The organism is Paraburkholderia phytofirmans OLGA172 (assembly GCF_001634365.1).
Classification (GTDB): Bacteria; Pseudomonadota; Gammaproteobacteria; order Burkholderiales; family Burkholderiaceae; genus Paraburkholderia.
Map to the genome: position 1 here is coordinate 3236192 of NZ_CP014579.1, position 13753 is coordinate 3249944.

Below are 13753 nucleotides of genomic sequence, written 5' to 3' on the forward strand. Positions count from 1 at the left end.
TCCGCGAGAAAAAGTGAAATGCCATCCTCTCACGAACTCCATGCCTTGTCGCCAAATGTAAAATTGACTTACCAGTTTGCCGCCGATCCGAAATGACATCATCAGCAACTGCTACCTCTCACACCTTATCCGCGCAATGCGCGGCAAGCCTTTTCTCCACGTGCGGAATCTCCTCACCCCGGACTGGCTTGCCCAGAAGAAAACCCTGGGCATGCGTGCATCCGCAGACGCGCACAAAATTCAGCTGTTCCTGCGTTTCGATGCCTTCCGCCGTGGTTGGTATGCCGATTTCCCGTGCCAAAGCCACAATCCCGCGAACCACGGCCGCGGATTCGCGCCGATGCACGGACTCCTTCACGAACGAACTGTCGATCTTGAGCTTGTCGAATGAGAAGCGCACGAGCGTCGACATGGTTGAAAAGCCAGTGCCGAAGTCGTCGAGCGCGAGACCGATTCCCAACGCGCGAAGCTTCTCGACGTTGCGCCGGGTGACGGTATCGTCGCGCAACAACACCGTTTCTGTGACTTCGATATTCAGACGCGCCGGCGGCAAACCCGTCCTGGCAAGAATCAATGCGACCGTCGAGGCGAACGATTCCTCCCGCAATTGCACCGGCGAAACATTCACAGCGACGCTCACTGCATCACGCCAGGTGGCAGCTTCCGTGCATGATTGCAGCAAGGCCCACTCGCCGAGTGCGAGGATCAGGCCCGTACGTTCGGCGGTGGGAATAAAGGCGGACGGAGAAAGCTCGCCGCGAGTCGGGTGCGTCCAGCGAAGCAGTGCCTCGCGGCCGGAAATCGTGTCGTTGCCGAGATCGACAATCGGCTGGTACTCCATGCGCAAATCGCTATAAGACTGCATCGCGCCTTCCAGATCGCTTCGCAGGAGGCTCAAACTTTCGTCGGATGCGTGCCTGACGGCATCGAAGATAGCGAAGGCGCTTTTGCCACTGCGCTTGACCGCGTACAACGCGCGGTCCGCGCAGATCAGCAATTGCGGCCCGGTCTTTGCATGCTCCGGATAGAGCGAGACGCCCACGCTCGCGCCGATATGCACCAACGCCTCGCTCAATGCGAAAGGACGCGCCAGCGTTTTGACGATACGGTCTGCCAACACATGGACGTCGCGGGCCAACGCCGTGCAGTCGGTCATGGCGACGAACTCGTCGCCGGCCAGGCGTCCGACCAGATCGCCGGCCGGCAGGATTTCACGCAAGCGCATCGCGGCCTCCTCAAGGATCTGATCACCGGCGGCATGGCCCAGGCTGTCATTGATCGCCTTGAAACCGTCGAGGTCGATCAGTAGCACCGCGAATCGATAATCTTGCCGTAACGAGCCTGCCGCGGTGCGCTCCAGCAGAAGCTCGGTAATGCGCGCACGGTTGGGCAGGCCAGTGAGACTGTCATGGTGAGCGAGCCGATGACTGCTTTCGCGCGCCAACAGTAACGCAACGGTGTCGCGATTGCTGCGCAATGCCACGGTAAAGAAACCCGCCGCACAAAAGGGCGCCTGAAATAGCAGCACGAGCTTGCCGGAGCCGGGAGAAAGCGCCGCCCCCCAACCCAACAGCGCGAGAATGAACGAAATCTGGAGAAGCACCAACCGAGGTGTGCCTGCATTGCGTCCGGCTAGCCCACCGATTACACCCACCGCGCAAACGTTGCCGAGAAGAAAAAGCGTCTGGTTTCCGCTGGTATTGCATAAAAAGGTGCCAAAGCCAAATAAGGCAGCCCAGAGAAGGCTAGCGAAGAGAAAGGCTGAGGTAGGAGTCGGCAGGTTGCGAGCGCTGCGCCGGCAGCACTGCCGGATCAACGTGAGACGCGTAATCAGCAGCGCGGCCACGGCGCTGCCCCACCACGCGTAAAGGGCTCTTGGATACAGATAGTAGGCGGTCGCGCACACACTGATTTCGCAGATCGACGCAAATACAATCGATGCGGTTCGAGTGAACAGGTTGGCAAGCAATATTTGCCGGTTGTCGGCGCTCAGATTCTGAGCGGAGGACACCAGCCATTTGAAAAATGGAGACCTTGGTTCGCTGAAAGCCATGACCTACGCATTTTTAATGGTTAGGGGGTCGAATAGGACGCGCCTCGCGATTATTACGTAAACACAACATGTCCGGTGCAACGTTATAGTGCTGCTTTAAACGCCCCGACGTCTATGCAGCAAAAATGTTGCGCCACAACTCGGCCGAAGACGCGACTACTCCTTGCGGATTAACTCGCGCTCCGGCGAGAAAGAAGGTCGTTCAGGCGACTTCTACCGGCACCCGTTTTGCCAATGCGCACATCAGTTCGTACCCGATCGTCCCCGAAGCGTGAGCGACGTCATCGATCTTGACCTGGTCGCCCCATAGCTCGACTTTTGAACCGATCCGCGCATGCGGGCACGGCGACAGGTCGACGGTGAGCATGTCCATCGAAACACGGCCCACCACTTGCGTCATGACGCCGTCGATCGCGATTGGCGTACCCGTCGATGCGTGCCGGGGATAGCCGTCCGCATAGCCACATGCGACCACGCCAATGCGCATTTCACGATTTGCGGCGAAGGCGCGGCCATAACCGACTGTTTCCTGCGCCGACAACGACTGCACACCGATCACTTCGCTCCTGAGCGTCATCGACGCGCGCAAGCCCACGTCGTCAATGTGGCGCGACTGACCGGTGGGTGAACCGCCATAGAGCACGACACCCGGGCGCACCCAGTCGCGATGCGCCTGGGGATGCCATAGAACGGCCGCTGAGTTCGCGAGACTTCGTTGGCCCGGTAAGTCGTGAGTCACCGCATCGAAGCGATCCATCTGCCATGCCACGCCGCCATCGTCAGCATTTGCGAAATGGCTCATCAATGTGATGTCTGCAATGGCCGGAAACGCCCTCGCCTGTTCCCACGCGGCCCGATATGCGTCGGGCCGGAATCCAAGACGATTCATCCCGGAGTTCATCTTTAGCTGCACATTGACGCGTTCATGCGACGACGACAGGCGCAACAGATCGAGTTGCTCACGGCAATGCACGGCCATGGACAGATCGAACTGCTGGGCGATTGGCACATCGCCTGGCCTGAAAATACCTTCCAGAAGCAGAATCGGCTTGGTCCAACCCAACTCACGCACACGGACCGCTTCGTCGAGATCGAGCAGCGCGATACCGTCGGCCTTCGCGAGTGCCGGGAAAACGCGATCGATTCCGTGTCCGTATGCGTTGGCTTTGACCACGGCCCAGACCCGTGATCGGGGCGCTCTCTGCTTGACGAGGGAGAGGTTGTGGCTGACTGCGTCAGGATGAATCTGTGCAACGATGGGGCGTGGCATAGGAGGCGTTGAGGGCTGGTTTGGAAAGGGAATGGAGGCCCGTTATTGAGGACCCGTGTTATCGCTGACAGACAGCGTTTTCCACTATCGTATCTAGCTCAAGCCAGTTTTTGTTACTGTATTGATTTGATTTTTGGGTTTATTTGTTGGCGACACGGACGTCGACCAATCGCTCCTTTTCCGCATCGAAACGGCCAGCAATTGCAGCACGGCGCAACGACTAGAAAATATGCGCGATGCTGATTCCCACCATCGTCTGGGCGTCGGAACTCGACGGGATAATTTGGGTTGAGTTAGTGCGGGCGAGCGCAGCACGACAGACGCATCGGCGAGTCGCGCTTCGTCCATTGTCGTACCCTGCCGATGCAACTGATCCTGCCCCGCATGCTGTTTGAGCGGTTCGCGGCGGCGCGCCCAGCCTCTTGACCGATATTCACGAAGTTCTCGCACAACCTAAGGTAGTCTGTCTGGAGCTGTTCAGCAGCGGCGGGTCTATGGATCGACTCCGCCAGTACGACGACGGTTTTAGAAACCTGATGGAGGGTACTTACTGTGGCTACGAAGAATGGCGGTACGCTGTATGTCCTGCAGGCACGTCCACCGGCGATCATCGCTCTATCACCGGACGGTTCACACGAGGTCGTTCTCGCGAACCTTACGCGCACGCCCGACGGCATCAAGGTCGATGCTGAAAACCAGGTGGTCTACTGGACCAACATGGGAACCGGCATCCATCTGGTCGACGGCGATCCGGCTTCCGGCGCAATTCCCCCGAACGACGGCACGATCGAAAGCGCGAAGCTCGACGGAAGCGAGCATCGTGTGCTGGTGCCTCCCGGCAGGGCCGGAACACCCAAGGAGCTCGTGCTGGACACGGAGGGCGGTCACCTGTATTGGTGCGATCGCGAAGGCATGCGAGTCATGCGCGCGCGGCTGGACGGCACGGAGGTGACGGAACTCGTCCGCACCGGAAATTTCCCCGAGGATACGGGCGACGCGACCCGCCATTGCGTAGGCATCGCATTGGATAAGGCAAACGGGCATGTCTACTGGACGCAAAAGGGACCGCCGGATGCCGGAGAGGGCCGCATCTTCAGGGCGGGCATCGAGCTGCCGCCTGGTGCGACACCCGAGCGGCGCCCAGACGTCGAATGCTTGCTGGCCGATCTGCCCGAGCCGATCGATCTCGATATCGATCACCAGGACGCCATGCTTTACTGGACGGATCGTGGCGACGATACGCATGACGGAAATACACTGAATCGCGCCAGAATCACGGCGTCCGGACTGGTTGATCGCCAGGTGCTTGCCCGCGAGCTGAAAGAGGGAATTGGCGTGTCGCTGGACTCACAGGGGCGCCGCGCATTTGTGACCGATCTGGGTGGCAACGTGCGCGAACTGGACATCGATACGAAGCAGGAGTCGCACTTCACCACCGTTGCTCATCTGGGTGTGCTGACCGGTATCGACTACGCCGACATCTGAGTTGGATCCCCGAGGACTGCCCGGACCGTATCCGGGCAGTTTTGCCATGTCGATGCCGAATGAACGCTGTCTGCGGGTCGCTCAACGCGGCTTCGGTTCGATGGGTGGATCGGCGCGATAGCTGCTGCCGAGCGCCTTCGTCGATGCAATCGCCTGACTGAGCATCGCGCCGTTGATGGACTTCATTTCTTTCAGGTCACAAGGCAACACGCCTGCACGCCGATTTCCCCCGCCAATTACTTGACATCTAAATTATATAGGCCTAAATTACATTCCACAGCAACGTCCACCCATGGAGTCAACATGCGCATCGTCTGTATCGGCGGCGGACCAGCCGGGTTGTACTTCGGCTTGTTAATGAAGGGCCGGAACCCGGCGTATGACGTCACGGTGGTCGAGCGCAATCGCCCGTATGACACCTTCGGCTGGGGCGTGGTCTTCTCCGACCAGACGCTCGGCAACCTGCGCGCCGCCGACGCGCCGAGCGCGGACGCGATCCTCGACGCCTTCAATCACTGGGACGACATCGAGATCAATTTTCGCGGCAGGCAGATTCGTTCGTCGGGCCACGGCTTCTGCGGCATCGGCAGAAAACGTCTGCTGAATATCCTGCAGGCGCGCTGCGAAGAGTTGGGCGTCAAGCTGGTGTTCGAAACCCAGGTCACGGAAGACACCACCTACGAAGCCGACCTGATCGTCGCCTGTGACGGCGCCAACAGCGCAATCCGTCAGAAGCACGCCGCCACCTACAAGCCCGCGATCGACATGCGCGATTGCCGCTTCGTCTGGCTCGGCACCAAGAAGCTCTTCGACGCCTTCACGTTCGCCTTCGAAGAAACCGAGTTCGGCTGGTTCCAGGCCCACGCTTATCGCTTCGACGATCAGACTTCCACGTTCATTGTGGAAACACCGGAGCGCGTGTGGCGCGCCGCCGGTCTCGACGAAATGAGCAAGGAGGACAGCATCGCGTTCTGCGAGAAGCTGTTCGCCAAGTACCTGGACGGCAACCCGCTGCTATCGAACGCCGCGCATTTGCGCGGGTCCTCGCAGTGGATTCGCTTCCCGCGCGTCATCAACGAGGAATGGGTGCATTGGCGCGGCAACGCCGATGGCACGCAAACACCGATCGTACTGATGGGCGACGCGGCGCACACCGCACACTTTTCGATCGGCTCGGGCACCAAGCTGGCGCTCGAAGATTCGATCGAACTCGCCAACAGCATCGGCGCGCATCCCGGTGACTTACCCGCTGCGTTGAAGCACTACACGGACGTCCGCAGCATCGACGTATTGCGCATCCAGAACGCCGCGCGCAATTCGACGGAGTGGTTCGAGCATGTCGATCGCTATACGTCGTTCGAACCGGAACAGTTCGCGTATTCGCTGCTGACTCGCTCGCAGCGCATTTCGCACGAGAATTTGCGGGAGCGTGACGCAACCTATCTCTCAACATTCGAAGACTGGCTCGCACACCGTTCAGGCATTGACCGCGCGCCTGAAAAGCACTCCGTTCCGCCGATGTTCACGCCCTTCACGTTGCGTGGCGTCACGCTGAAAAACCGCGTGGTGGTCTCGCCGATGGCGCAATACTCCGCTGTCGACGGGATCGCCGGTGACTATCACCTGATGCATCTCGGTGCCCGCGCCATGGGCGGGGCCGCGCTGGTCATGACGGAAATGACCTGCGTATCGCCCGAAGCGCGCATCACGCCCGCCTGTCCCGGCATGTACGCGCCGGAACATCTCACGGCATGGAAGCGTATCGTCGATCTCGTGCACCGTCAGTCGGACGCGAAGATCGGCATTCAGCTGGGGCACTCCGGCGCGAAAGGCTCGACACGTGTCTCGTGGGAAGGCATCGACCAGCCGCTTGACGAAGGCAACTGGCCGCTCGTGTCCGCTTCGCCACAACAATACTTGAGCGGCGTCAGTCAGGTTTCGCACGAAGCCACTCGGGACGAACTGCGCGAAATCGAAGCGCAGTTCGTGCGCGCCACGCAAATGTCCGCAGAGGCGGGCTTCGATTGGCTCGAACTGCACTGCGCACATGGCTATTTTCTCTCCAGCTTCCTCTCTCCGTTGACCAACCAACGCACGGACGAATACGGCGGCTCGCTCGAAAACCGTCTGCGCTACCCATTGCAGATCTTCAAGGCAATCCGCGCAGTCTGGCCGCAAAACAAACCGATTTCCGTGCGTATTTCCGCTAACGATTGGGTGGAAGGCGGCACCACGCCTGACGACGCCGTGCAAATTGCCCGTGCCTTCAAAGCGGCCGGCGCCGACATGATCGACGTCTCGTCGGGCCAGGTCAGCAAGCAGGAAAAGCCCGTGTTTGGCCGCATGTTCCAGACGCCATTCGCCGACCGTGTGCGCAACGAAGCCGGTATCGCAACGATCGCTGTTGGCGCGATCTCGGAAGCGGACCACGTGAACAGCATCATCGCGGCGGGCCGTGCCGATCTCTGCGCGATTGCGCGCCCGCATCTGGCCAATCCGGCGTGGACATTGAATGAAGCCGCAAAAATCGGTTATTTCGACGTGACGTGGCCGAAGCCTTACACGGCAGCGAAGTCGCAACTCGAACGCAATCTGGAACGTGAACGCGCTCAAGCTGCGGCGAACGCCGGCCTATCACCACAAGAACGCGCGCAACGCGCAGAAGGAACCACGTGAACACATCCACTAGAACGCTCGCAGGACAGCACGCTGTCGTCACAGGCGGCGGCAGCGGCATCGGCGCAGCGGTGGCCGAAGCGCTGTTGCGCACCGGTGCCCGAGTCACCTTGATGGGGCGCAACGCACAACGTCTCGATGCGCAGCGGGAAAAATTCAACGGGCTCGGCGAGGTCGCCTGCATCAGCGTCGACGTCACAAGCGAAGAGTCGGTCGAGAAGGCATTCGCACAAGCCGGCGCAATCGACATCCTCGTCAATAACGCCGGCCAGGCGCAAGCCGCGCCCTTCGCTCACACCGACATGGCGCTCTGGCAGCGCATGCTCGACGTGAACCTCACCGGGGTGTTCCTCGGCACGCGCGCCGTGTTACCCGGCATGCTCGAACGCGGCCACGGCCGCATCGTCAATGTCGCGAGCACCGCGGGGCAAATCGGCTACGCCTACGTCGCGGCGTACTGCGCGGCTAAACACGGTGTAATCGGCCTGACACGCTCGCTCGCACTGGAAGTCGCGCCGAAAGGCGTCACCGTCAATGCAGTATGTCCCGGCTACACGGAGACCGAGCTGCTGCACGCGTCGCTCGAACAGATCACCAGCAAGACCTCGCGCACCGAACAGCAGGCGCGCGAAACCTTGCTTCGCTCGAATCCGCAACGTCGCTTCGTCAGCCCGGAGCAAGTCGCCAACGCCGTGCTTTGGCTCTGCCAACCCGGCTCGGACGCGATTACGGGCCAGTCCATTTCCATCTCCGGGGGAGAGGTAATGTGACCAAGTCATCAAGCATCAAAAAGCCCTCGCCGGTGGACGTCAAGCCGCCGCGCAAAGGCGTCGCCAAACCAGCGGAGAACGTCGTGGATCTGGAAATGAGCACCGGCGCCGATAGTCACATGGGCTTGCGTTTGTGGCTGCGCATGCTGACCACCACCAATCTCGTGCAAGCCGAACTGCGCAAACGCCTGCGCAACGAATTCGACACCACGCTGCCGCGCTTCGATTTGATGGCGCAGCTCGAACGGCATCCGGAAGGTCTGAAGATGACCGAACTGTCGCGCCGTTTGATGGTGACGGGCGGCAACGTGACCGGCATTACCGATCAGCTCGAAAAAGACGGCCTGGTTTCGCGCGACACCGATCCGAACGACCGCCGTTCGATCAGCGTGTGCCTTACGCCCACTGGCCGCAAGGCGTTCGACAAGATGGCCGTGGCGCATGAGCAGTGGGTCGTCGAACTGTTCGGCGGCTTGAGCCTCGACGAAAAATCACGTACCCATCAGCACCTCGGCAAACTTAAGAAGCATCTGCTCGACAGTCTGAAAGACTGACCCGCACCGAACCGAGAAACTATTTTGCATGGGGCCGGAGTACGGGCTTTGCGTCAATTCTGGTCGACCGCTTTGCATGGGACCAGAGTAGCGCGCTAAAGCGCGAACTCTGGTCGACCGCTTTTGCATGGGACCAGAGTAACGCGCTAAAGCGCGAACTCTGGTCGACCGCTTTGCATGGGACCAGAGTAACGCGCTAAAGCGCGAACTCTGGTCGACACGGAGACATTCATGACACGATCCAATGCCGACGCGCTACTAGCCGGCAACCGCCTGACGCTCGCCGGCTACGAGGCGCAACATTTCGGCTGGTCGGTCGCCGACAAAGTCGCGACGATCACGCTAAACCGCCCCGAACGCAAGAACCCGCTGACCTTCGAATCGTATGCGGAATTGCGCGATCTGTTCCGGCAACTCGCCTATGCAACCGACGTGAAGGCAGTGGTGATTCACGGTGCAGGCGAGAACTTCTGCTCCGGCGGCGACGTGCACGACATCATCGCGCCGCTAATCGATCTGCCGATGCCGGAACTGCTTCTGTTCACGCGCATGACCGGCGACCTGGTCAAAGCGATGCGCCATTGCCCGCAACCCATCATCGCCGCGGTCGACGGCGTATGCGCCGGCGCCGGCGCGATTCTGGCAATGTCGTCGGATATGCGGCTCGGCACCGCGCGCAGCAAACTCGCGTTTCTGTTCTCACGCGTCGGCCTCGCGGGTTGCGATATGGGCGCCTGCGCGATCCTGCCGCGCATCATCGGTCAGGGACGCGCCGCCGAGTTGTTGTTCACCGGCCGCTCGGCGAGTGGCGACGAAGGCCACGCATGGGGCTTCTATAACCGCCTGTGCGAACCGGCAGCGCTCCTCGCGGACGCGCAAAAGCTCGCCGCCGATCTCGTCGCCGGTCCGACTTTCGCGCACGGCATCACGAAGACGATGCTGCACCAGGAATGGAGCATGAGCATCGACGAAGCGATCGAGTCGGAAGCGCAAGCCCAGGCAATCTGCATGAGCACACGCGATTTCGAACGTGCGTATAGCGCGTTTGCCGTGAAGTCGCGCCCTGTGTTCGAAGGAGATTGAATTGAGCACTCACAGCGATATGGATCTGCACAGCGCACTGGCCTGGCCGTTTTTTGAATCGCGCCATCGCGAACTGGCTAAGGGTATTGAAGCATGGTGCCGCGCGAATCTCTCGCACGTAGAGCACGATGACGTCGATACGACCTGCCGCCGTTTGGTCCGTGAACTCGGCGCGGCAGGCTGGCTGAAATACGGTGTCGGCGGCGTGGCCTATGGCGGGAATGGCGACACCATCGACACACGCGCCGTCTGCCTGTTGCGCGAAACGCTCGCCAGGCATTCCGGTCTCGCGGATTTCGCGCTGGCGATGCAAGGACTCGGCTCGGGCGCGATCTCGCTCGGCGGCACGCATGAGCAAAAGACGCGCTATTTGCCGCGCGTGGCGAACGGGTCGGCCATCGCCGCCTTCGCCTTGTCGGAACCTGAAGCGGGATCGGACGTCGCCGCGATGTCCCTCTCGGCGCGCGAAGACGGCGACTTCTACGTACTCGACGGCGACAAGACGTGGATCTCGAACGGCGGCATCGCCGATTTCTACGTGGTGTTCGCCAGAACCGGCGAAGCGCCGGGCGCACGCGGCATTACCGCCTTTATCGTCGAAGCCGACACACCGGGACTGGAAATCGCCGAACGCATCGACGTGATCGCACCGCATCCGCTAGCGCGTTTGCACTTTGCCGGCGCACGCGTGCCGCGCAGCCAGATGCTCGGCGCACCCGGCGAAGGTTTCAAGCTCGCCATGCGTACGCTGGATATTTTCCGCACGTCGGTGGCGGCTGCGTCGTTGGGTTTCGCGCGTCATGCCATGGCTGAGGGCCTCTCGCGCGCATCGTCGCGCAAGATGTTCGGACAGACGCTCGGCGATTTTCAGCTGACGCAAGCCAAGCTCGCCCAGATGGCGTTGACTATCGACAGCAGCGCGTTGCTGGTCTATCGCGCGGCCTGGCTGCGCGATCAGGGCGAAAACGTCACGCGTGAAGCCGCGATGGCCAAGTGGCACGCCAGCGAAGGCGCGCAACAGGTGATCGACGCCGCCGTGCAACTCTATGGCGGCATGGGTGTGCAAAGCGGCACAGCGGTCGAGATGCTGTACCGCGAAATTCGTGCGCTGCGTATCTATGAAGGTGCGACTGAGGTGCAGCAGTTGATTGTCGGCCGCGACCTCCTGAAGGCCCACGCCGCGGAAGCCATCAAGGACGCAGCGAAATGAACACGACCTTCGAAAGACCAGTCCGCATCCGTTTCTCGCATTGCGATCCGGCGGGCATCGTGTTCTTTCCGCAATATCTGGTGATGACCAACGCGTTGGTCGAAGACTGGTTCAACGAAGGCCTGCAGATCGATTATGCGCAAATGATCGCGCAACGCCGCGTCGGCTTGCCGATCGTCAAACTCGACTGCGAGTTTTCGCGGCCGAGCCAGATGGGCGAAACGATCACGCTGGCACTCAACCTCACAAAGGTCGGGCGCCGCTCGATCAGCATCGAGATCGTCGGCCAGCACGGCGACGAAACCCGCTTCCGCGCGAAACAGGTGCTGGTCACGACATCGCTCGAAAGCGGTACGTCCATCGACATTCCCACCGACATCGCGAGCGCACTCGCGACGTTCGCCCCACAGCCCGAACCCATCGAGGCACATCGCTCATGAAAAAAGCTCTCCTTCCTGCCGGTTGGATCAAACCGCGCGGCTATGCGAACGGCGTTGCAGCAACCGGCACGCAAGTGTTCATCGCCGGCCAGATCGGCTGGGACGAACAGGCGCGCTTTCAGACCACCGACTTCGCACAGCAAGCGATTCAGGCGCTCAAGAACGTCGTGGCCGTCCTGCACGAAGCGGGCGGCGCACCGGAGCATCTGGTCCGCTTGACGTGGTACGTCACGGACAAGCGCGAATACCTCGCTTCGCTGAAAGATATCGGCCGTGCATTTCGCGAACTGATCGGCGACTACGACATCGCAATGAGCGCGGTCCAGGTCGTCGCACTGATCGAAGACGAAGCCAAGGTCGAAATCGAAGCGACGGCAGTGATCCCTCAGTAAGCACGCGAAACACGAAACCCACCAAGCCAACCGAAACGCATTCAGCCGGCTCAACGGCCGGGGAGACAATGATGGAACCGTCAGCACACGTCGACACCTTCGCGCGCGACAATCTTCCGCCGCAAGATCAATGGCCTGTCTTTCTGCTCGACAACCCGGACGTTGCTTACCCGGCGCGCTTCAATTGCGCGACGGAATTGCTCGACAGAACGATCGAAGCGGGACATCGCGACCGTCCGGCGATCTGGTCGGACGTAGATGGAAAACCGCAGGCGACCACTTACGGTGAGCTGCTTGCCTTGGTGAACCGCAGCGCGCATGTGCTGGTCGACGAAATGGGTTTGCAGCCGGGCAATCGCGTGCTGCTGCGCGGACCGAACACGTTGCACATGGCGGTGACGGCGCTCGCCGCGCTGAAGGCCGGCCTCGTCGTGGTGCCCACCATGCCGCTGCTGCGTGCGAAAGAACTCAAGCAGATCATCGAGAAGGCGCAAGTCAGCGCCGCGCTATGCGACGCACGCCTGACCGATGAACTCGCACGCTGCAACGACCCTCAGGATGAGTTCTATTGCGCGGGCCTGAAACAGATACGCTGGTTTCATGACGATTCCGCCGATTCGCTCGACACCCTCGCGATCAACAAACCGGACCACTTCACCGCGTGCGACACCGCGGCCGACGACGTCTGCCTGATCGCCTTCACCAGCGGCACGACGGGCGCACCGAAAGGCTGCATGCATTTTCATCGCGACGTATTGGCGATGTGCGATCTGTTTCCGCGTCATGTTTTGAAGCCTTCATCGAGCGATGTGTTTTGCGGCACGCCGCCGCTCGCCTTCACATTCGGCCTGGGCGGCTTGCTGTGCTTTCCGCTGCGAGTGGGTGCGTCGACGGTGCTGATCGAGCGGCTCACGCCCGAGACCTTGCTGCAAATCGTCGAACGCTTTCACGCGACGATCATGTTCACCGCGCCGACCTTCTATCGGCAAATGGCACCGCTTGTTGCGCATCATGACGTTTCGAGCCTGGCGAAAACGGTCTCCGCGGGAGAGGCGTTGCCGGATTCGACGCGACGTCTATGGCACGACGCTACCGGCATCGACATGATCGATGGGATCGGCGGCACGGAACTGATCCATATTTTCATCTCGGCGCAAGGCGACGCGATCCGCCCGAATGCTATCGGTCGCGCGGTGCCGGGCTACGTCATCCAAGCCGTGGATGACGCCATGCAGCCGGTCCCGGCGGGCACAATCGGCAAACTCGCGGTACGCGGGCCGACCGGCTGCCGCTATCTCGCCGACGACCGCCAAATGAAGTTCGTCCGCGACGGCTGGAACCTTCCCGGCGACTCGGTCTATCTCGACGAAGACGGTTACGTGTTCTATCAGGCCCGCGCCGACGACATGATCGTCTCCGCCGGCTACAACATCTCCGGCCCGGAAGTGGAAAGCGTGCTGCTGCAACACGACGCGGTGGCCGAATGCGGTGTGATCGGCGTGGCCGACGAGACGCGCGGGCAAATCGTCAAGGCCTTCGTGGTGCTGAACCCAGGTTATAAGCCGGATGACAAACTGGTCGCGCAACTGCAGGATTTCGTGAAAAACAGCGTGGCGCCGTATAAATACCCACGCGTCATCAGTTTCATCGACTCGCTGCCGCGCACCGAAACGGGCAAGCTCAAACGCTTTGAATTGCGTACGCTCAAGTAGCCCGTCAACCAGCGCCTCTTTCCACGGCAGCCATCTTGCATGGGACCCACCGCATGGCTGCTGCTTTCGTCGAAGAGGCGAGCAACTAGAGCCCCACCTCGGCACAAC

General features: G+C 60.9%; 11 protein-coding genes. 9 read left to right on the forward strand and 2 right to left on the reverse strand.

Going from position 1 to position 13753, the window contains the following annotated elements; genetic code table 11:
- Nucleotides 1-118: 118 nt before the first annotated feature.
- Nucleotides 119-2053, reverse strand: a complete 1935-nt coding sequence (locus tag AYM40_RS34315; RefSeq protein ID WP_063500375.1) for a putative bifunctional diguanylate cyclase/phosphodiesterase — start codon at nt 2051-2053, stop codon at nt 119-121.
- A 202-nt stretch (nt 2054-2255) separates the two neighbouring features.
- Nucleotides 2256-3323 carry an alanine racemase gene (alr, locus tag AYM40_RS34320; RefSeq protein ID WP_063500376.1) on the reverse strand — a complete coding sequence of 356 codons (1068 nt, stop codon included), beginning with the start codon at nt 3321-3323 and terminating at the stop codon, nt 2256-2258.
- A gap of 552 nt (nt 3324-3875) precedes the next feature.
- On the opposite strand from alr, the gene AYM40_RS34325 reads away from it, so the two are divergent.
- From AYM40_RS34325 to AYM40_RS34365, 9 genes are all read left to right on the forward strand, one after another.
- Entirely contained in the window at nt 3876-4808 is a 933-nt protein-coding gene (locus tag AYM40_RS34325) for a hypothetical protein (protein WP_063500377.1), read from the forward strand.
- A gap of 303 nt (nt 4809-5111) precedes the next feature.
- Complete coding sequence (locus AYM40_RS34330; protein WP_063500378.1) at nt 5112-7484, forward strand: bifunctional salicylyl-CoA 5-hydroxylase/oxidoreductase; 2373 nt, start codon at nt 5112-5114, stop codon at nt 7482-7484.
- Nucleotides 7481-8254 (forward strand): SDR family NAD(P)-dependent oxidoreductase, encoded by a 774-nt coding sequence (locus AYM40_RS34335; RefSeq protein WP_063500379.1) that lies wholly within the window; start codon nt 7481-7483, stop codon nt 8252-8254. Before AYM40_RS34330 ends, AYM40_RS34335 begins: the two co-directional genes overlap by 4 nt.
- Nucleotides 8251-8808, forward strand: a complete 558-nt coding sequence (locus AYM40_RS34340) for a MarR family winged helix-turn-helix transcriptional regulator (RefSeq protein ID WP_063500380.1) — start codon at nt 8251-8253, stop codon at nt 8806-8808. Before AYM40_RS34335 ends, AYM40_RS34340 begins: the two co-directional genes overlap by 4 nt.
- Before the next feature lie 231 nt (nt 8809-9039).
- Nucleotides 9040-9891: an enoyl-CoA hydratase family protein gene (locus AYM40_RS34345; RefSeq protein ID WP_063500381.1), complete on the forward strand. Its 852-nt coding sequence runs from the start codon at nt 9040-9042 to the stop codon at nt 9889-9891.
- A gap of 19 nt (nt 9892-9910) precedes the next feature.
- Nucleotides 9911-11101: an acyl-CoA dehydrogenase family protein gene (locus AYM40_RS34350; RefSeq protein ID WP_063500382.1), complete on the forward strand. Its 1191-nt coding sequence runs from the start codon at nt 9911-9913 to the stop codon at nt 11099-11101.
- A complete protein-coding gene (locus tag AYM40_RS34355) occupies nt 11098-11541 on the forward strand; it encodes an acyl-CoA thioesterase (RefSeq protein ID WP_063500383.1) in 444 nt (147 codons plus the stop codon). The genes AYM40_RS34350 and AYM40_RS34355 overlap by 4 nt, the downstream gene beginning before the upstream one ends.
- On the forward strand, nt 11538-11933 hold the full coding sequence (locus tag AYM40_RS34360; RefSeq protein WP_063500384.1) for a RidA family protein: 396 nt from the start codon (nt 11538-11540) through the stop codon (nt 11931-11933). The genes AYM40_RS34355 and AYM40_RS34360 overlap by 4 nt, the downstream gene beginning before the upstream one ends.
- Nucleotides 11934-12004: 71 nt before the next feature.
- Entirely contained in the window at nt 12005-13645 is a 1641-nt protein-coding gene (locus tag AYM40_RS34365; RefSeq protein WP_063500897.1) for an AMP-binding protein, read from the forward strand.
- The last annotated feature ends 108 nt before the right edge of the window (nt 13646-13753 follow it).

What these genes read in the sequence shown, in the direction of transcription:
- AYM40_RS34315 (WP_063500375.1), bottom strand. Translation starts at nt 2,053, where the DNA reads ATGGCTTTCAGCGAACCAAGGTCTCCATTTTTCAAATGGCTGGTGTCC.
- alr (WP_063500376.1), bottom strand. Translation starts at nt 3,323, where the DNA reads ATGCCACGCCCCATCGTTGCACAGATTCATCCTGACGCAGTCAGCCAC.
- AYM40_RS34330 (WP_063500378.1), top strand. Translation starts at nt 5,112, where the DNA reads ATGCGCATCGTCTGTATCGGCGGCGGACCAGCCGGGTTGTACTTCGGC.
- AYM40_RS34345 (WP_063500381.1), top strand. Translation starts at nt 9,040, where the DNA reads ATGACACGATCCAATGCCGACGCGCTACTAGCCGGCAACCGCCTGACG.
- AYM40_RS34350 (WP_063500382.1), top strand. Translation starts at nt 9,911, where the DNA reads ATGGATCTGCACAGCGCACTGGCCTGGCCGTTTTTTGAATCGCGCCAT.
- AYM40_RS34355 (WP_063500383.1), top strand. Translation starts at nt 11,098, where the DNA reads ATGAACACGACCTTCGAAAGACCAGTCCGCATCCGTTTCTCGCATTGC.
- AYM40_RS34360 (WP_063500384.1), top strand. Translation starts at nt 11,538, where the DNA reads ATGAAAAAAGCTCTCCTTCCTGCCGGTTGGATCAAACCGCGCGGCTAT.
- AYM40_RS34365 (WP_063500897.1), top strand. Translation starts at nt 12,005, where the DNA reads ATGGAACCGTCAGCACACGTCGACACCTTCGCGCGCGACAATCTTCCG.